Origin of the sequence: Burkholderia sp. HI2714, assembly GCF_002223085.1 — a bacterium.
Taxonomy (GTDB): domain Bacteria; phylum Pseudomonadota; class Gammaproteobacteria; order Burkholderiales; family Burkholderiaceae; genus Burkholderia; species Burkholderia lata_D.
The window spans coordinates 43,999-61,768 of the sequence record NZ_NKFM01000029.1 but is presented as its reverse complement, the minus strand read 5'-3'; the positions used below and the strand labels follow the sequence as shown (position 1 = coordinate 61,768).

At 67.7% G+C, this 17,770-nt stretch carries 15 protein-coding genes; 10 read left to right on the top strand and 5 right to left on the bottom strand.

Going from position 1 to position 17,770, the window contains the following annotated elements:
- Position 1 precedes the first annotated feature (1 nt).
- Complete coding sequence (locus CFB82_RS16040) at positions 2 to 2,011, top strand: sensor histidine kinase (protein WP_089484631.1); 2,010 nt, start codon at positions 2 to 4, stop codon at positions 2,009 to 2,011.
- A 94-nt stretch (positions 2,012 to 2,105) separates the two neighbouring features.
- Positions 2,106 to 3,461 carry a sigma-54-dependent transcriptional regulator gene (locus CFB82_RS16035; RefSeq protein ID WP_089484630.1) on the top strand — a complete coding sequence of 452 codons (1,356 nt, stop codon included), beginning with the start codon at positions 2,106 to 2,108 and terminating at the stop codon, positions 3,459 to 3,461.
- Between the two features lie 97 nt (positions 3,462 to 3,558).
- Here the strand turns inward: CFB82_RS16035 and CFB82_RS16030 are convergent, their stop codons facing one another.
- Entirely contained in the window at positions 3,559 to 4,095 is a 537-nt protein-coding gene (locus tag CFB82_RS16030; protein WP_089426404.1) for a peroxiredoxin family protein, read from the bottom strand.
- Positions 4,096 to 4,255: 160 nt separating this feature from the next.
- On the opposite strand from CFB82_RS16030, the gene CFB82_RS16025 reads away from it, so the two are divergent.
- On the top strand, positions 4,256 to 4,828 hold the full coding sequence (locus tag CFB82_RS16025; RefSeq protein ID WP_089484629.1) for a hypothetical protein: 573 nt from the start codon (positions 4,256 to 4,258) through the stop codon (positions 4,826 to 4,828).
- 333 nt (positions 4,829 to 5,161) lie between these two features.
- On the opposite strand, the gene CFB82_RS16015 is transcribed toward CFB82_RS16025, so the two are convergent.
- Together CFB82_RS16015 and CFB82_RS16010 are read right to left on the bottom strand one after the other, a co-directional pair.
- Positions 5,162 to 6,793 carry a YifB family Mg chelatase-like AAA ATPase gene (locus CFB82_RS16015; RefSeq protein ID WP_089484627.1) on the bottom strand — a complete coding sequence of 544 codons (1,632 nt, stop codon included), beginning with the start codon at positions 6,791 to 6,793 and terminating at the stop codon, positions 5,162 to 5,164.
- 280 nt (positions 6,794 to 7,073) lie between these two features.
- Positions 7,074 to 7,325, bottom strand: coding sequence for an accessory factor UbiK family protein (locus CFB82_RS16010; RefSeq protein ID WP_006489451.1), 252 nt, complete (start codon positions 7,323 to 7,325; stop codon positions 7,074 to 7,076).
- 355 nt (positions 7,326 to 7,680) lie between these two features.
- Here CFB82_RS16010 and CFB82_RS16005 point away from each other — a divergent pair, with 355 nt between their 5' ends.
- The 7 genes from CFB82_RS16005 to ptsP all read left to right on the top strand — a co-directional run bounded on the left by CFB82_RS16005 (position 7,681) and on the right by ptsP (position 15,132).
- A complete protein-coding gene (locus tag CFB82_RS16005; protein WP_069248943.1) occupies positions 7,681 to 8,019 on the top strand; it encodes a P-II family nitrogen regulator in 339 nt (112 codons plus the stop codon).
- A 37-nt stretch (positions 8,020 to 8,056) separates the two neighbouring features.
- Complete coding sequence (locus CFB82_RS16000) at positions 8,057 to 9,571, top strand: ammonium transporter (RefSeq protein WP_069248942.1); 1,515 nt, start codon at positions 8,057 to 8,059, stop codon at positions 9,569 to 9,571.
- A 243-nt stretch (positions 9,572 to 9,814) separates the two neighbouring features.
- A complete protein-coding gene (gene gshA, locus CFB82_RS15995) occupies positions 9,815 to 11,104 on the top strand; it encodes a glutamate--cysteine ligase (RefSeq protein WP_011353295.1) in 1,290 nt (429 codons plus the stop codon).
- A gap of 26 nt (positions 11,105 to 11,130) precedes the next feature.
- Positions 11,131 to 12,087: a glutathione synthase gene (gene gshB / locus CFB82_RS15990; RefSeq protein ID WP_069248941.1), complete on the top strand. Its 957-nt coding sequence runs from the start codon at positions 11,131 to 11,133 to the stop codon at positions 12,085 to 12,087.
- A gap of 231 nt (positions 12,088 to 12,318) precedes the next feature.
- On the top strand, positions 12,319 to 12,795 hold the full coding sequence (locus tag CFB82_RS15985) for a PTS sugar transporter subunit IIA (RefSeq protein ID WP_069248940.1): 477 nt from the start codon (positions 12,319 to 12,321) through the stop codon (positions 12,793 to 12,795).
- 93 nt (positions 12,796 to 12,888) lie between these two features.
- Positions 12,889 to 13,158, top strand: coding sequence for an HPr family phosphocarrier protein (locus CFB82_RS15980; RefSeq protein WP_069248939.1), 270 nt, complete (start codon positions 12,889 to 12,891; stop codon positions 13,156 to 13,158).
- Positions 13,159 to 13,359: 201 nt separating this feature from the next.
- Complete coding sequence (gene ptsP, locus CFB82_RS15975; protein ID WP_089484626.1) at positions 13,360 to 15,132, top strand: phosphoenolpyruvate--protein phosphotransferase; 1,773 nt, start codon at positions 13,360 to 13,362, stop codon at positions 15,130 to 15,132.
- Positions 15,133 to 15,206: 74 nt separating this feature from the next.
- On the opposite strand, the gene CFB82_RS15970 is transcribed toward ptsP, so the two are convergent.
- Together CFB82_RS15970 and CFB82_RS15965 are read right to left on the bottom strand one after the other, a co-directional pair.
- Entirely contained in the window at positions 15,207 to 15,959 is a 753-nt protein-coding gene (locus CFB82_RS15970) for a HesA/MoeB/ThiF family protein (protein WP_089484625.1), read from the bottom strand.
- Between the two features lie 103 nt (positions 15,960 to 16,062).
- Positions 16,063 to 17,616 carry a S41 family peptidase gene (locus CFB82_RS15965; RefSeq protein WP_069248937.1) on the bottom strand — a complete coding sequence of 518 codons (1,554 nt, stop codon included), beginning with the start codon at positions 17,614 to 17,616 and terminating at the stop codon, positions 16,063 to 16,065.
- Positions 17,617 to 17,770: the final 154 nt, after the last annotated feature.

The following is a 17,770-nucleotide window of genomic DNA, read 5'->3' as shown; positions in this document are numbered from 1 at the left end:
GATGAAGGAGCAGGCGGCGGCACCGCCCGCCGGCGGCGCGGGCCGCGGCGCTCGAGGCGGGGAGGCGGAGGCCTATGACACAATAGGCGATCCGCATCGCCAGGAAGCCTCGACCGTGACGCGCCGTCTGCTCATTCTCGTCGTGCTTGCCGCCGCGCTCGCCGCGGCGTGCACGCTGACGTGGACGATCACCTGGCGGCGCGGCGTCGCGGAGCTGCAGCGCAACGCCGCGGTACGCGTCGACCGCACCACCAACGCGCTCAAGAGCACGCTCGACCGCTACGAGTCGCTGCCCTATCTGCTCGGCAGCCATCCGTACGTGCAGGACCTGCTCGCCGAGCCGAAGCGCGCCGACTACACCGGGCGCGTCAATCGCTATCTCGAAGACCTCAACGAACACGCGCACGCGACCGTCACCTACGTGATCGGCGCGGACGGCCTGTGTGTCGCCGCCAGCAACTGGCGCGCGCCCGACAGCTTCGTCGGGACCGAATACCGCTTCCGCCCGTATTTCCTCGATGCGATGAACGGCCAGGTCGGCCGCTTCTTCGGGATCGGCACGATCTCGCGCGATCCCGGCTACTACATCTCGCAGCCCGTGTGGCGCGACGGCAAGATCGCGGGCGTGGTCGTCGTGAAGCTCAACCTCGAGTGGTTCCAGGGCGCCGATGCGTCGGAGCCGCTCGTCGTCGCGGACGATCACGGCGTCGTGTTCCTGTCGTCGGTGCCCGCATGGAAGTACCACACGCTGCGCCCGCTCACGGGCCCTGTCGCCGCGTCGATCTACGAGACGCGCCAGTACGCGCAGCAGCCCGTCACGCCGCTGCCGCTGCGCATCGAGCAGGTGCTCGGCCCCGATGCGGAGATCGTGCGCCTCGGTGCCGGCCTGCGCGCGCCGCGCTTTCTCGCGAGCAAGCGCCGGATCGGCGAGCCCGACTGGCTGCTCGTCACGCTCGCGCCGGTCGCACCCGTCGACGCCGATGCGCGCAACGCGACGATCGTCACCGGTTTCGGCTTCGTGTCGGTCGCGCTGCTCGCGTTCTACTGGCGGATGCGCCGCGCGCGCGTGCGCGAAATGATCCGCGGCCGCGCGCTGCTGCAACAGGCGTACGCGGAGCTGAACCGGCGCGTCGAGGAGCGTACGGCCGATTTGTCTGAAGCGAACGAGCAGTTGCAGAAGGAAGTCGGCGACCGGATTCGCGCGGAGCAGGAGTTGCGCGCCGCGCACGACGAACTGATCCAGGCGAGCAAGCTCGCCGCGCTCGGCCAGATGGCGGCCGGCATCACGCACGAACTGAACCAGCCGCTCGCGGCGCTGCGCAGCTTCTCGGACAACACGCGCGTGCTGCTCGATCGCGGCGAGCAGGCGGCCGCGCGCGAGAACCTCGAGGCGATCGCCGCGCTCACCGAGCGGATGGGCAAGATCACGAACCAGCTGAAGCTGTTCGTCGGCCGCGCGAAGCCGCGCAACGAACAGGCGCTCGTCGTGCGCGCGCTGCGCAGCGTGCTGTCGCTGCTCGACGAGCGGCTGCGTGGCGTCGCGCTCACGCTGACGCTGCAGGACGCGACCGTGTCGCCCGCGCACGATGCGCCGCTCGACCTGGCGCGCGACTATCCCGGGCTCGTCGCCCGTTGCGAGGATCTGCGCCTCGAACAGGTGCTGATCAACCTGCTCGGCAACGCGCTCGACGCGGTCGCCGGGGTGGCGGCGCCGGCGATCGAGGTGACGATCGCGGTGTCGGCGGCCACGCTCGCGGTCGAGGTGCGCGACAACGGCAGCGGCATTGCGCCCGACCTGCTGCCGCGCCTGTTCGAGCCGTTCTTCACGACCAAGGAAATGGGGCGCGGGCTCGGCCTCGGCCTCGCGATCTCGTCGTCGATCGCGAGCGACGCGGGCGGCGCGCTGACCGCGCGCAACGCGCCGTCGGGCGGCGCGCTGTTCGTCTTGACGCTGCGGCGCGCCCGCACGCATCATCCGGACTCCGTGTCCGAGCCGGCGGGCTCGCGCTAGGCGCGCCACGCCGCCCGCCCGATCGGCGCACGATCGGTATCAACGACGCCGCGCGCGCTGCCGCCGCGCGGCCCGTCAGGAGCAAGTGAGTACGATGGCCAACCGGCTGCAAGTGATCTATATCGAAGACGATGCGCTCGTTCGCCGGGCAAGCGTGCAGAGCCTTCAGCTGGCGGGGTTCGACGTCGCCGGCTTCGAGTCGGCCGAAGCGGCCGAGAAGGCGATCGTCGCGGACAACGCCGGCGCGATCGTCAGCGACATCCGGCTGCCCGGCGCGAGCGGGCTCGACGTGCTCGCGCAGTGCCGCGAGCGCGTGCCCGACGTGCCCGTGATCCTCGTCACGGGCCACGGCGACATCTCGATGGCCGTGCAGGCGATGCGCGACGGCGCATACGATTTCATCGAAAAACCGTTCGCGGCCGAGCGCCTGATCGAGACGGTGCGCCGCGCGCTCGAGCGCCGCGGGCTCGTGCTCGAGAACCACGCACTGCGGCGCGAGCTGGCCGGGCAGAACGTCGTCGCGCCGCGCATCATCGGCCGCAGCCCGGCGATCGAGCAGGTGCGCAAGCTGATCGCGAACGTCGCGCCGACCGATGCGTCGGTGCTGATCAACGGCGACACCGGCGCCGGCAAGGAGCTGATCGCGCGCAGCCTGCACGAGCTGTCGCCGCGTCGCGACAAGCCGTTCATCGCGGTGAATTGCGGCGCGCTGCCCGAGCCGATGTTCGAGTCGGAGATGTTCGGCTACGAGCCCGGGGCGTTCACCGGCGCCGCGAAGCGCCGCGTCGGCAAGCTCGAATATGCGTCGGGCGGCACGCTGTTCCTCGACGAAATCGAAAGCATGCCGCTCGCACTGCAGGTGAAGCTGCTGCGCGTGCTGCAGGACGGCGTGCTGGAGCGGCTCGGCTCGAACCAGCCGATCCGCGTGAACTGCCGCGTGGTGGCGGCCGCGAAGGGCGACATGAGCGAGCTGGTTGCGGCCGGCACGTTCCGGCGCGACCTGCTGTACCGCCTCAACGTCGTGACGATCGCGCTGCCGCCGCTGGCCGAGCGCCGCGAGGACATCGTGCCGCTGTTCGAGCACTTCATGCTTGATGCGGCCGTGCGCTACGCGCGGCCCGCGCCGGTGCTGACCGACCGGCAGCGCGCGAGCCTGATGCAGCGCGACTGGCCCGGCAACGTGCGCGAGCTGCGCAACGCGGCCGACCGCTTCGTGCTCGGCGTGGCCGACATGCCGCAGGAGACGGGCGCGAGCGGCGACGACGCTGACAGCGAGCAAACGCTGAAGGAGCGCATCGAGCAATTCGAGCGTGCGGTGATCGCCGAGGCGCTGAACCAGACGGGCGGCGCGGTTGCCGCGACGGCCGACCGGCTGCATGTCGGCAAGGCGACGCTGTACGAGAAGATGAAGCGCTACGGACTGTCGGCGAAAGGTGAAACCGAGCGCTGAAAAGCAAACGGACCGCGGAACCGGGTTGCCCGGTCGTGCGGTCCGTCGTGCGGCGAAGGGCGCGGTGCGCGGCCCTTCGAGCCGGATCGGGCGGCGCTTAGGCCGCGTTGCCGTCGAGTGCCTTCTTGAGCAGCGCGTCGAGTTCCGCGAACTGCGGTGCGCCGACGTAGCGCTTCAGGATCTTGCCGTCCTTGTCGACGACGAAGGTCGTCGGCGTGAGCTGCACGTTGCCGAACTGCTTCGCGACGCTGCCGTCGTCGAGCGCGACCTTGAACGGCAACTGGCGCGTCTGCGCGTAGTTCGCGACGTACATCGGCGGATCGTAGTTCATCGCGACCGCGACGAATTCCAGACCCTGACCCTTGAAGCGATTGTAGGTATCGACCATCTGCGGCATTTCCTGCATGCAGGTTGCGCAACTCGTCGCCCAGAAGTTCACGAGATAGACCTTGCCTTTCAGGTCGCCTGCAGTCGAGACCTTCTGGCCCGACAGCAGCGTGAACGTTGCGTCCGGCACGCTGGACTTGCCGTTGAATGCGAAGAAGCCGGCGACGGCGATCGCCGCGACCACAGCGGCAGCGACGATGTAGCGGACGGGGCCGGCGCTGCGCCGGACGGGAGGCGTGGTGTTCATCTGGTGCTCTCGGAGTCGGTCGATGACGCGGATCAATGCAAAGGACATCGAAATTCGGCGCTTATTTTAGCGCGAATGCGGCTTGCGCACCGACGGCGGCCACGCATCCCGGATTTCAGGTTCGGCGGATAATGCCCGTTTTGCCTGCCCGATCCACGCCATGCCGAAGGAAGTCACCGTTTCGTTGCGCCCCCTTTTTCGTCCGCTGCGACACTTCGCCGCGCTCTCGTGCATGAGCGCGGTGCTGGCCGCGTGCTCGCCGTCGTACGACTGGCGCACGCTGCACAACGATGCCGGCTACACGATCGACCTGCCGGCGAAGCCGACCGTCGAGGAGCAGCCGGTGGCGATCGGCGGTGCGTCGATGCCGATGCGGATGCAGGCCGCGCACGTCGACGGCGCGGTGTTCGCGGTCGGCACGCTGACGCTGCCGGACGACCGTGACGACACGCGCCGCGCGGCGCTCGAGTTCCTGCGCGCCGGGCTGTCGCGCAACCTCGAAGGCGCGCCGCAGACGGCTTCGGTGCCCGTGCCGCTCGCGGCCGGCGGTGCGGTGAACGGGCTCGAGCTGCGTATCGCGGGCGTGGCCGCCGGCGGCGATCGCACGCACAAGTCGATCGTCGCGCGGCTCGTCGCGCGCGGCCGGCACGCGTACCAGGCCGTCGTGATCGCCGACGGGCCGCTCACGCAGGAGCAGCTCGACCAGTTTTTCGGGTCGTTCAAACTCGACTGACGGTGGCCGGAGCGGGCGCTCAGACACTCTGTGACAACTGAAAGTTCATTCGCAGCTTTCGACGCTAGTCGCCGGATTTTGCGAGGTTTTTTCGGCTATCCACAACGCATGTGGATAACTTTGTTGAAAAGTTGCCCGAATTTCCCGCCAAGCCGCGCGGGACGGCCTTCCGGCCTGTTTGGTCGCTCGCCCGCGTTTTGAGAAAAATCAACTAAAACAACGAGATACGGATTCCGTGCTGCAAAGGTCTCGCCGAGCCCTGATCCGGGGCCGGATTCGCGGAATTGTGCATAAGTCAAGTCTTGACAGCCGGATTTTGTCCTCCGAGGGCGTTCAGAGCGCCGTCAGCGCACGCCGGTAGCGGATCGCTTCGGCGATCTGCGCGGCCGTCGGCAGCGGGTCGCCGGCCAGGTCGGCGATCGTCCGCGCGACCTTCAGCACGCGGAAATACGCGCGCGCCGACCAGCCGAAGCGCTCGCCGGCCTCGCGCAGCAGCCGTTCGCCTTCGTCGGTCGGCCGGCACAGGTCGTCGGTCTCGCGGCCGCTCAGCATGTGGTTCGTCTTGCCCTGCCGATCGAGTTGCAGCGCACGCGCCCGCGCAACCCGCGCGGCTACCGCGGCACTCGGTTCGCCGGGCGCCGACGCGCGCGTCGCCAGCTCGGCCGGCGACAGCGCGGGCAGGTCGATCTGGATGTCGATGCGGTCGACGAGCGGCCCCGACAGCTTGCGCAGGTAGCGCGCGGCGACGTCCGGCGAGCAGCGGCAGCGCCCGGACGGATCGCCGTGCCAGCCGCACGGGCACGGATTCATCGCCGCGATCAGCTGGCACGCGGCCGGGAAGTCGGCTTGCTGCGCCGCGCGCGAAATCGTGATGCGGCCGGCCTCCAGCGGCTCGCGCAGCATCTCGAGCACGTGCCGGTCGAATTCCGGGAGTTCGTCGAGGAACAGCACGCCGAGGTGCGCGAGCGTGATCTCGCCCGGTTGCGGCGGGTTGCGGCCGCCGACCAGCGCGGCGGCGCTGGACGAGTGATGCGGTGCACGGAACGGCCGCCGGCGCCACTGCGCGGGCGAGAAGCCGAGGCGGCTCGCGGAGAGGAGCGCCGCCGACGTCAGCGCCTCGTCGTCGGTCAGCGGCGGGAGGAGCCCCGGCAGCCGTGCGGCCAGCATCGACTTGCCGGCCCCCGGCGGCCCGACCATCAGCATGTGATGGCCGCCCGCGGCCGCGACTTCCAGCGCGCGGCGGGCGCCGCGCTGGCCGACCACGTCGGCGAGATCGGGGGCGGCCGGCGTCGGCAGGCCGTCGAGGCACGGCGCCGCGACCGGCGCGAGCCGCCCGTCAGGCGCGCCGGTGAGGTGCGCGCACAGCGCGGGCAGGTCCGGCGCGCCGAACACGGTGACGCCTGGCACGAGCGCGGCCTCGGCGGCGCTGGCGAGCGGCAGGTACAGCTCGGGGGCGTTCGACGCGGTGGACGAGAGCGGCTCCGGGCCAGCCTCTGGGCCACCGTTGCCTGAACCGGAGAGCGTGCCGGAACCCAGGCCGGAAGCCGCGCCAATTTCCGCTGATTGCCAATCCCGCGCCACGCCACACGCCATCGCGAACGCGCCGCGCATCGGCCGCAGCGCGCCGGTCAGCGACAGTTCGCCCGCGAATTCGCGGCCGGCCAGCGCGTCGGCCGGGATCTGGCCGTTCGCGGCGAGGATGCCGAGCGCGATCGGCAGGTCGAACCGTCCCGACTCCTTCGGCAGGTCGGCCGGCGCGAGGTTGACGGTGATGCGGCGCACGGGGAATTCGAAGCCGCAGTTCTGCAGCGCGGCGCGTACCCGCTCGCGGCTTTCGCGGACTTCGAGATCGGGCAGGCCGACGATCGAGAACGACGGCAGCCCGTTGGCGAGATGGACTTCGACGGTGACGTCCGGCGCACGGCCGGAGGCGGGCGCGCGACTGCGCACCACGGCGAGCGACATGGCGAGGCTCCTGTAAACAAGACGGACGACGGCCGTTCGGGGCCGCATGCCGCGGGAATCGGAGGAATCGGTGCGCGCTTGCCGGCGTGGCGCGGAGAAAGAACGAGAAACAGCGGAACGACGGACTGCGAAGAGCGATGAACAGCGAAGAGCGGGGGTGCTGCGGAGAACGACGGACGACGAAGAGCGGTACGGTGACTTCAGTGCTTCAGTGCTTCAAGGCGGCGGGCGCGGGCCGCACGAGGCGGCCCGCGCCCGGACCTTGCGGCCGGACAGGGCGTCAGGCTTGCGGCGCGGCGAGCTTCTGCTCGAGTTCCGCGACGCGTTTCTCGAGTTCCTCGAGGCGCACGCGGGTGCGGGCGAGCACCTGCGCCTGCGTGTCGAATTCCTCGCGCGTGACGAGATCGAGTTTCGAGAAGCCTTGCGACAGCATGGCCTTCACGTTGCGCTCGACGTCCTTGGCCGGCGAGTTTTTCAGCAGATCGCTGACGCGCGACTGCAGATCGTTGAAAACGTCGCTGGGTTGCTTCATGTGATTCCCCTTCCTTGCACAAAAAATGTGCATCTTCAGTTGCGTACGTGCCCATGATGCACGCATGACCGGAAATGGTGCGCCGTGGGCGCGAATTCCGGGCATGGCGCCCGCATGGGTGAATGGCCCGGGAATCCGGGACGTGCGTGCACTCTAGCAACGATCCTTTCGCCGCGCCAGCAAACCGGGGCACGTTGGCCATTCGGCCGGGCTTCCGCACCTTACATCACGCGATGCGACCCCTTGATGAAGTCCTTTGAAACGGTGCGCGAACCGACTTGGCATGCGAGTTGCTGAGAAGAGTCCGTTACAACATTCCAACCAATTCGACGGGACAACCCAGCGAGAGGACTTCATGAAACTCATTACCGCAATCATCAAGCCGTTCAAGCTCGATGAGACGCGCGAAGCGCTGTCGGCGCTTGGCGTCTCGGGCATCACGGTGACGGAGGTGAAAGGGTTCGGACGCCAGAAGGGGCACACCGAGCTGTACCGCGGCGCCGAATACGTGGTCGATTTCCTGCCGAAGATGAAGATCGAGGCAGCCGTGTCCGACGATCTCGTCGACGAGGCGGTCGAGGCGATCGAGCGGGCCGCGCGCACGGGCAAGATCGGCGACGGCAAGATCTTCGTCACGGCGATCGAACAGGTGATCCGGATTCGCACCGGGGAGACGGGCGCAGACGCGCTGTAACAGAACAGACAAGACAAGCGACAAGAGGAAACCCAAGATGCGCAAACTTCTGATGTCCCTGCTGATGGCCGGCTCGCTGATCGCGGCCGGCGTCGGTCCCGCGCTCGCCGACGACGCGGCGTCCGCCGCGGCTGCGTCCGCGCCCGCCGCAACGGCTTCCGACGCGTCGGCTGCCGCCGCTCCGGCCGCTTCGGCGCCGGCTGCCACCGACGCATCCGCCACGGCCGCTGCCGCCGCACCGGCCTCGGGCGCCACCGATGCCTCGGCCGCCGCTGCCGCTTCGGCTCCGGCCGCACCGGCCGCGCCGACCGCCCCGTTCTCGGTTGACTCGTCGAAGATCAGCGCGGGCGACACCGCGTGGATGCTGACGTCCACCGCGCTCGTGCTGTTCATGACGATCCCCGGCCTCGCGCTGTTCTATGCGGGCATGGTCCGCAAGAAGAACGTGCTCGCGACCGTGATGCAGAGCTTCGCGATCACCGCCGTGATCACGGTGCTGTGGACGGTGGTCGGCTACAGCCTCGCGTTCACGCCGGGCAACGGCTTCATCGGCGGCCTGTCGCGCGTGTTCCTGCACGGCATGAACTACATCAAGGGCGACAAGGCGACCACGCTGACCGTCAGCCACCTCGCGACGACGATTCCGGAATCGGTCTACTTCGTCTACCAGATGACGTTCGCGATCATCACGCCGGCGCTGATCTGCGGCGCGTTCGCCGACCGGATGAAGTTCTCGGCGATGCTCGTGTTCATGACGCTCTGGTCGCTGATCGTCTATGTGCCGATCGCGCACATGGTGTGGGAGCCGACCGGCTGGCTGTCTGCCGACGGCGTGCTCGACTTCGCGGGCGGCACGGTGGTGCACATCAACGCCGGTATCGCGGGCCTCGTGTCGTGCCTGGTGCTCGGCAAGCGGATCGGCTTCGGCCGTGAATCGATGGCGCCGCACAACCTCGTGCTGACGATGATCGGTGGCTCGATGCTGTGGGTCGGCTGGTTCGGTTTCAACGCGGGCTCGGCGGTCGCGGCCGACGGCCGTGCCGGCTTCGCGATGCTGACGACGCAAGTCGCGACGGCGTGCGCGGCGCTCGGCTGGATGTTCGCCGAGTGGATCGCCAAGGGCAAGCCGTCGGTGCTCGGCATTGTGTCGGGCGCGGTCGCGGGTCTCGTGGCGATCACGCCGGCAGCCGGCTTCGTCGGCGTGGCGGGCGCGCTCGTGATCGGTATCGCGGCAGGCGTGATCTGCTTCTGGTCGGCGACGTGGCTCAAGTCGAAGCTCGGCTACGACGATTCGCTCGACGCGTTCGGCGTGCACGGCATTGGCGGGATTCTCGGCGCGCTGCTGACGGGTGTGTTCGCGGTCAAGGACATCGGCGGCGCCGACGGCAGCCTGTTGCTGCAGGCCAAGGGCGTGCTGATCACGCTGGTCTACAGCGGCGTGCTGAGCTTCGTGCTGCTGAAGCTGATCGACCTGACGATCGGCCTGCGCGTGACCGAAGAGGAAGAGCGCGAAGGTCTCGACGTGATCCTGCACGGCGAGCACGTGGAATAAGTCACACGAATCAACGGCGGGCCGCCGCGACGACGGTGCCCGCTCCGAATGAGCGCAGCGACTTCGGCCCGCCCACCCGGCGGGCTTTTTTTCTCCGGTCACCCACTGCCGTAGCGGATAACCCTTCACTCTATCGGGTCAATAGCCGAAAACTTCCTCCATATCCTTGTGAAGCCGGGAACAATCCCCAAATGGGCAGGGCAATTGCTCTACAATCTTCATTCTCCCGCTCGCGAGTGATTCATGGTTCCCCACCTCGTTACCGCGTTGAACGGTCCGCTGCTCGAACTCGAGCAGAAGATCCTCGACGCGACGCCTGCGATCGAACGCTGGTTCAGGCTCGAATGGCAGGAACACACCCCGCCGTTCTATTGTTCGGTGGACCTGCGCAATGCCGGCTTCAAGCTGGCGCCCGTCGACGCGAACCTGTTTCCCGGCGCATTCAACAATCTGCCGTCCGAAGTGCTGCCGCTCGCCGTGCAGGCCGCGATGGCCGCGATCGAGAAGATCTGCCCGGACGCGAAGAACCTGCTCGTGATTCCCGAGCTGCCGACCCGCAACGCGTTCTACCTCGAAAACGTCGCACGCCTCGCGACCATCATGCGCCAGGCCGGCCTGAACGTGCGCTTCGGCTCGCTCGACCCGAGCATCACCGACATGACGCCGATCACGCTGGCCGACGGCCAGAAGATCGTGCTCGAACCGCTTGAGCGTTCGCAGCGCCGCCTCGGCCTGAAGAATTTCGATCCGTGCTCGATCCTGCTGAACAACGACCTGTCGGCCGGCATCCCGGCCGTGCTGGAAAACCTGCACGAGCAGTACCTGCTGCCGCCGCTGCATGCAGGCTGGGCCGTGCGCCGCAAGTCGACGCACTTCTCGTGCTACGACGACGTCGCGAAGAAGTTCGCGAAGATGGTCGGCGTCGATCCGTGGATGGTGAATCCGTATTTCGCGCACGTGGAAGGCGTCGACTGGCAGGCGCATGAAGGCGAGCAGGCGCTCGCCGATGCGATCGACGGCGTGCTGAAGAAGATCGCGCGCAAGTACCGCGAATACGGGATCAGCGAGAAGCCGTACGTGGTCGTGAAGGCCGATGCGGGCACGGCGGGGCGCGGCGTGATGACCGTGCACGACGCGGCCGAGATCGGCCGGATGTCGAAGGCCGAGCGCGCGCAGATGGCCGAGTCGAAGGCCGGCCTCGCGGTGCGCGACGTGATCGTGCAGGAAGGCGTGTATACGTTCGAGCGCGTCGGCGACGAAGTCGCGGAGCCCGTCGTGTACATGATCGACCGCTACGTGGTCGGCGGCTTCTACCGCACGCACGCGGGCCGCGAGCGCGACCAGAACCTGAACGCGCCCGGCATGCACTACGTGCCGCTCGGCTTCGAGCACACCGCGCTGCCGGATGCGGGCGCGAAGCCGGGGGCCGCGCCGCCGAACCGTTTCTACATGTACGGCGTCGTCGCGCGGCTGTCGCTGATCGCGTCGTCGATCGAACTGGAAAAGACCGACCCCGAAGCCATCCAGGTGTAACGGACCTTCGCCAAGTACAGGACCTCATGGACATTCTCTTTATCGCCGACCCGCTCGAGCGCTTCAAGATCTACAAGGATTCGACCTACGCGATGATGGCGGAGGCGGCGCGGCGCGGGCATGCGGTGTACGCGTGCGAGCCGAACCACCTCGCGTGGACGGGTTCGGCCGTCGAGGCCGACGTGCGTCGCATCACGTTCGTCGGCGACCCGGACGACCTGCATCGCGAGACGTGGTACGAGGCCGGGCCGGTCGACGCGCGCCGCCTCGAATCGTTCGGCGCGGTGCTGATGCGCAAGGATCCGCCGTTCGACATGGAATACGTGACGTCGACCTGGCTGCTGGAGCTGGCCGAGCGCGCCGGCGCACGCGTGTTCAACAAGGCGCAGTCGATCCGCGACCATTCGGAGAAGCTCGCGATCGGCGAGTTTCCGCAGTTCGTCGCACCGACGCTCGTCACGCGCGACGCGAAACGGCTGCGCGCATTCCACGCCGAGCACGGCGACGTGATCCTGAAGCCGCTCGACGGGATGGGCGGGATGGGCGTGTTCCGCGTGAAGCCGGACGGCATGAACCTCGGTTCGATCATCGAGATGCTGAGCCATGACGGCACGCGTTCGGTGATGGCGCAGAAATTCATCCCGGAGATCAAGGCCGGCGACAAGCGCATCCTGCTGATCGGTGGTGAGCCGGTGCCGTTTTCGCTCGCCCGGATTCCGCAGGGCAGCGAGGTGCGCGGCAATCTCGCGGCGGGCGGGCTCGGCGTTGCGCAGCCGCTGACCGCGCGCGATCGCGAGATCGCCGACACGCTCGGGCCGGTGCTCGCGGCGCGCGGGCTGCTGCTGGTCGGTCTCGATGCGATCGGCGACTGGCTGACCGAGGTGAACGTCACGAGTCCGACGTGCTTCCGCGAGATCATGGAGCAGACGGGCTTCGACGTCGCCGCGATGTTCATCGACGCGCTGGAGCGTGCGGCCGCGTAGGCCGCTTTCCCGCACAACCCCGGCGGCGGCCGCGCAGGTCCCCCGTCGCCGGAGCAGTTCGACCGGCCTGCTACAATGCCCGCTTGCCCGGTGCCGCGCTCGCGCACCCGAGGCCCGGCGGTCGGGCCGAAACTGTTGCAAGGCTGAACATGGAACGTTTCCCACACTCGCTACGCTCATTGCCCCGCCGCGGGGTGTTGGCCCGCCAGGGGCGGCCGGGAGCGATCTGACATGGCCGGGATCCTGATCATCGCGCACGCCCCGCTCGCCACCGCGCTGCGGGACTGCATCGCGCACATCTATGGCGGCGTGCCCGCCCGCATCGGCTGTATCGACGTGATGGCGGACAGCGATCCGACCCAGGTGATGGCGTTCGCCCACGCGGAACTCGCGCGGCTCAGGGAAGAGAACGGCGTGGTCGTGCTGACCGACATGTACGGCGCGACGCCCGCGAACATCGCCGGCCAGCTCGCCAAGCTCGACAACGTGCGCGTGCTCGCGGGCGTGAACCTGCCGATGCTCGTGCGGGCCGTCTGCTACCGCACCGTGCCGCTCGACAAGCTGGTCGACAAGGCGCTGTCCGGCGGCGCGAAGGGCGTCCACGAGGTGTCGTCCGGTACGCCGCCGCCGCCGACGGAAACCGGCTGCGGCCAGTGCGCGCCGATTCCGCCCGAACCGCAGCCGCGCACGCCGAGCGAATCGCACTGAGCGAGCGCACCGAGTACCCGTTACCCGTTTTCCGTTTTAGACCGCACCGCCGACGCGCGCCGCCGGCGGTCCCGACCGACCCGACCGAGAATCATGCTTCAACAAGAAACCACCATCGTCAACAAATTGGGGCTCCATGCGCGCGCATCGGCCAAGCTTACGCAACTGGCCGGCAACTTCCAGTCGGAAGTCTGGATGACGCGCAACGGGCGCAAGATCAATGCGAAGAGCATCATGGGCGTGATGATGCTGGCGGCCGGCATCGGCAGTACCGTGATGATCGAGACCGACGGGGCCGACGAGAAGGAAGCGATGGACGCGCTGCTGAAGCTGATCGCCGACAAGTTCGGCGAAGGCCAGTGATTCTCACGCGGGATCGTTGCCGTTTCCAGTCAGAATGCCGCGGATTCCGCGGCATTTTTTTCGTCGGAAGCATTGATGCGGAATGCGCAATGCTGCGGTGCATGCAGCCAGCGGGGAGTCGCGGAATTTATAATCGCTAACCGGGGTCATAAGCGCATCGCAGCAGTGTGCCGCGGCTTTACTTGTACAGAGGAGGTGCGCGTGTCCTTCACGCTGCATGGCATTCCCGTCTCACGTGGTATCGCGATCGGGCGAGCGTATCTGATCGCGCCGGCGGCGCTCGACGTCGCCCATTACCTGGTCGAGGCAAACCAGATCGATGCGGAGGTCGAGCGCTTCCGCACCGCGCTCGAGGTCGTGCATCACGAACTCGAAGCGCTGCGCGCCGACCTGACCGACGACACGCCGAGCGAAGTCGGCGCATTCATCGACGTCCACGCGATGATCCTGAGCGACGAGATGCTCGTGCAGGAAACCATCGACCTGATCCGCACGCGCCGCTACAACGTCGAGTGGGCGCTGACCGAGCAGCTCGAGCTGCTCACGCGCCACTTCGACGATATCGAGGACGAATACCTGCGCGAGCGCAAGGCCGACATCGAGCAGGTGGTCGAGCGCGTGCTGAAGGCGCTCGCCGGCGCACCGTCGGCTTCGCAGGCACTGGACCGCGCGGCCAAGAACGGCACGAACGAGATGATCGTCGTCGCGCACGACATCGCGCCGGCCGACATGATGCAGTTCAAGTCGCAGTCGTTCCAGGCGTTCGTCACCGACCTCGGCGGGCGCACGTCGCACACGGCGATCGTCGCGCGCAGCCTCGGCATTCCGGCCGCGGTCGGCGTGCAGCATGCGAGCGCGCTGATCCGCCAGGACGACCTGATCATCGTCGACGGCGACCAGGGCATCGTGATCGTCGATCCCGCGCCGATCGTCCTCGAGGAGTATTCGTACCGGCAGTCCGAGAAGCTGCTGGAGCAACGCAAGCTGCAGCGTCTGAAGTTCTCGCCGACGCAAACGTTGTGCGGCACCAAGATCGACCTGTACGCGAACATCGAGCTGCCCGACGACGCGAAGGCGGCCGTCGAGGCCGGCGCGGTCGGCGTCGGGCTGTTCCGTTCCGAGTTCCTGTTCATGCATCAGAAGGAGATGCCGGAAGAGGAGGAGCAGTTCGCCGCGTACAAGCGGGCTGTCGAGTGGATGAAGGGCATGCCGGTGACGATCCGCACGATCGACGTCGGCGCGGACAAGCCGCTCGAGGCGCTCGACGAAGGCTACGAGACGGCGCCGAACCCCGCGCTCGGCCTGCGCGCGATCCGCTGGAGCCTGTCCGAGCCGCAGATGTTCCTCACGCAGTTGCGCGCGATCCTGCGCGCGTCCGCGTTCGGCCAGGTGAAGATCCTGATCCCGATGCTCGCGCACGCGCAGGAGATCGACCAGACGCTCGACCTGATCCGCGAGGCGAAGCGCCAGCTCGACGACGCGGGGCTCGCATACGACCCGAACGTGCGCATCGGCGCGATGATCGAGATTCCGGCCGCGGCGATCGCGCTGCCGCTGTTCCTGAAGCGGTTCGATTTCCTGTCGATCGGCACGAACGACCTGATCCAGTACACGCTCGCGATCGACCGCGCGGACAACGCGGTCGCACACCTGTACGACCCGTTGCATCCGGCCGTGCTGCACCTGATCAGCTATACGTTGCGCGAAGCGAAGCGCGCGGGTGTGTCCGTGTCGGTGTGCGGGGAAATGGCCGGTGACCCGGCGCTCACGCGCCTGTTGCTGGGGATGGGGCTCACCGAGTTCTCGATGCATCCGAGCCAGTTGCTCGTCGTGAAGCAGGAGATCCTGCGTGCGCACCTGAAGGCGCTCGAAAAGCCGACGGCCGACGTGCTCGCCGCATTCGAGCCGGAGGAAGTGCAGGCCGCGCTGCAGCGTCTGTCGGTTGCGGAGCCGCGTGCGGATGCGGCTGCCTGACGCACGCGCGTTGCCGCTGAAACCTTAGCGAAGTGTCACCACGCATGCGCCGCCCGGCGCATGCCCGTCGCGCGTCAGTGCCGGCCCCCGCACACGGGGCAGTCGGCCTGGCGCGCGATTTTCATCGTCGTCCATTCCATCCGCAGCGAATCGAGCATCATCAGCCGGCCGTTGAGCGTCTTGCCGATTTCGCCGATCACGCGCAGCGCCTCGGCGGCCTGCATCGCGCCGATGATCCCGACCGTCGGCGCGAACACACCCATCGTCGCGCACGCGACTTCCTCGAACGGCTGGTCTTCCGGAAACACGCACGCATAGCAGGGCGCGGCCGGGTCGCGGAAATCGAACGTGCTGATCTGCCCGTCGAAGCGCAGCGCGGCGCCCGATACGAGCGGTACGCCGTGCGCGACGCAGGCGCGGTTGATCGCATGCCGCGTCGCGAAGTTGTCGGTGCAGTCGAGCACGACGGTCGCGTGCGGCACGTGCGCGTCGAGCCACGCGTCGTCGACGCGCTCCGCGACCGCGTGCACCTTCACCTCGGGGTTCAACTGCGCAAGCGCGTCGCGCCCCGATTCGACCTTGTGGCGGCCGACCGACGCCGTCACGTGCAGGATCTGCCGCTGCAGGTTCGTGAGATCGACGGTATCGGCGTCGACGAGCGTGATCGTGCCGACGCCCGATGCCGCGAGGTACATCGCGGCGGGCGAGCCGAGACCACCCGCGCCGACGACGATCGCATGCGCATCGAGAAAGCGCTGCTGCGCCTCGATGCCGATTTCGTCGACGAGGATGTGACGGGAGTAGCGAAGGAGTTGATCGTCGTTCATGGGGAGTCGTGGCGAGGCGGCGTCTGTGTCGTTATTTTAGGCGCGCATGAAAAACGGGCCATCGCGGTCTTCCCGCGATGGCCCGTCGGATGCCGGCCGGCGCTTACTTCGGCGCCGACGCGGGCTTCGGTGCGGAAGCCGGCTTCGCGGCGCTCGCGCCCGATGCCTTCGCAGCCGTGGCAGCCTTGGCGGCCGGGCCCTTCGTCGTGCTCTCGGCGAGCAGCGACTTCGATGCCTGGACCGGCTTGCCTTCGAGCTTGTTGAGCGCCTGCTGCATCATGAAGTCGTCGGCGCTGCCGAACTCGATCGGCTTGCGATCGCGATCCTTCTGGCGCTGCTCCGGCGTCTTCTTGTCGTTCTGCTCTTCAAGAACGCGCAGCTGATCCATCCGGCGCTGTTCGCGGTCTTCCTGTTCCTTCTTCTCGTTCGGATCCTGCGTGTTCGCAAGGTGGTTCGTGTAGTCGACCTCGCGCGTCACGAGCACGTCGTCCGGATCGCCGTCGGCGTACTGATCGACCGGCACGTCCGGCGTGATGCCCTTGTTCTGGATCGAACGGCCGCTCGGCGTGTAGTAGTACGCGGTGGTCAGGCGCAGCGCGGTGTCGGCCGTCATCGGGCGGACCGTCTGCACCGAACCCTTGCCGAACGTCGTCTTGCCCATGATCTGCGCACGTTTCGAATCCTGCAGCGCACCGGCGACGATTTCCGACGCGGACGCCGAATAGGCGTTCGTCAGCACGATCATCGGCACGGTCTTGAAGACCGGCGGCAGGTTCTTCAGCGGATCGCCGTCGAAGGACGGCAGGCGGTAGTTGTCATACGTATCGCGGTAGACCTGCTTCGAATCGGCGATCTGGCCGTTGGTCGACACGACGACGGAGTCGGGCGGCAGGAACGCGCCGGCCACGCCGACCGCGCTCTGCAGCAGGCCGCCGCCGTTGTTGCGCAGGTCGAGGACGAGGCCCTTCAGGTTCGGCTGCTGGCGTGCGATATCTTGCAGCTTCTGGGCGAGATCGGGCGTCGTGCGCTCCTGGAAGCTCGTGATGCGGACATACGCATAGCCCGGATCGAGGATCTTCATCTTCACGCTCTGGACCTTGATGATCGCGCGCGTGACCGTGACCGGGAACGTGCGGTCGTCGCTCTTGCGGAAGATCGTCAGCGTGACCTTGGTGCCCGGCTCGCCGCGCATCTGCTTGACGGCCTTGTCGAGCGTCATGCCGCGCACCGGCTTGTCGTTGATGCGGGTGATCAGGTCGCCCGGACGGATGCCGGCGCGGAACGCGGGGGTATCCTCGATCGGCGAGATGACCTTGACGAGGCCGTCTTCCTGCGAGATCTCGATGCCGAGACCCGCGAATCGGCCCTTCGTCTGCTCCTGCAGCTCGTCATAGTCGGTCTTGTCGAGGAACGACGAGTGCGGGTCGAGGCTCGACACCATGCCCTTGATCGCGGCCGTCAGCAGCTTCTTGTCGTCGACCGGTTCGACGTACTCGCGCTTGATCTGTCCGAAGACTTCCGCGAACAGGCGGAGCTGGTCGAGGGGAAGCGGCGCCGTGGCGGTCTGCTCGGCCGATGCGGAAACCTGCAGCGTGGCGAACACGCCCGTGGCGAGGCCCGCGGCAATCAGGCCGATGTTCTTCAATTTCATTCGCATAGAGATCTGGTGCGGTCGGGAAGCGCGTGGCGGTAGCGGGGATGATGTAGCGGACAAGTATAACTGTTCGTCCGATAACTCAGTGGAACGGCGCGAAAAGCGTCGAAAAGGGCCCGGAGCCGGCCCGGCGGGGCACCGTCGGGCGCGCTGCGGG

Excerpts from the sequence above, each read along its gene's own strand:
- CFB82_RS15970 (WP_089484625.1), bottom strand. The coding sequence starts at position 15,959 with ATGAACGACGATCAACTCCTTCGCTACTCCCGTCACATCCTCGTCGAC.
- CFB82_RS16005 (WP_069248943.1), top strand. The coding sequence starts at position 7,681 with ATGAAACTCATTACCGCAATCATCAAGCCGTTCAAGCTCGATGAGACG.
- gshA (WP_011353295.1), top strand. The coding sequence starts at position 9,815 with ATGGTTCCCCACCTCGTTACCGCGTTGAACGGTCCGCTGCTCGAACTC.
- CFB82_RS15965 (WP_069248937.1), bottom strand. The coding sequence starts at position 17,616 with ATGCGAATGAAATTGAAGAACATCGGCCTGATTGCCGCGGGCCTCGCC.
- CFB82_RS16010 (WP_006489451.1), bottom strand. The coding sequence starts at position 7,325 with ATGAAGCAACCCAGCGACGTTTTCAACGATCTGCAGTCGCGCGTCAGC.
- CFB82_RS16025 (WP_089484629.1), top strand. The coding sequence starts at position 4,256 with ATGCCGAAGGAAGTCACCGTTTCGTTGCGCCCCCTTTTTCGTCCGCTG.
- CFB82_RS15985 (WP_069248940.1), top strand. The coding sequence starts at position 12,319 with ATGGCCGGGATCCTGATCATCGCGCACGCCCCGCTCGCCACCGCGCTG.
- CFB82_RS16000 (WP_069248942.1), top strand. The coding sequence starts at position 8,057 with ATGCGCAAACTTCTGATGTCCCTGCTGATGGCCGGCTCGCTGATCGCG.
- CFB82_RS16030 (WP_089426404.1), bottom strand. The coding sequence starts at position 4,095 with ATGAACACCACGCCTCCCGTCCGGCGCAGCGCCGGCCCCGTCCGCTAC.
- CFB82_RS16040 (WP_089484631.1), top strand. The coding sequence starts at position 2 with ATGAAGGAGCAGGCGGCGGCACCGCCCGCCGGCGGCGCGGGCCGCGGC.
- CFB82_RS16015 (WP_089484627.1), bottom strand. The coding sequence starts at position 6,793 with ATGTCGCTCGCCGTGGTGCGCAGTCGCGCGCCCGCCTCCGGCCGTGCG.
- CFB82_RS15980 (WP_069248939.1), top strand. The coding sequence starts at position 12,889 with ATGCTTCAACAAGAAACCACCATCGTCAACAAATTGGGGCTCCATGCG.
- CFB82_RS16035 (WP_089484630.1), top strand. The coding sequence starts at position 2,106 with ATGGCCAACCGGCTGCAAGTGATCTATATCGAAGACGATGCGCTCGTT.
- gshB (WP_069248941.1), top strand. The coding sequence starts at position 11,131 with ATGGACATTCTCTTTATCGCCGACCCGCTCGAGCGCTTCAAGATCTAC.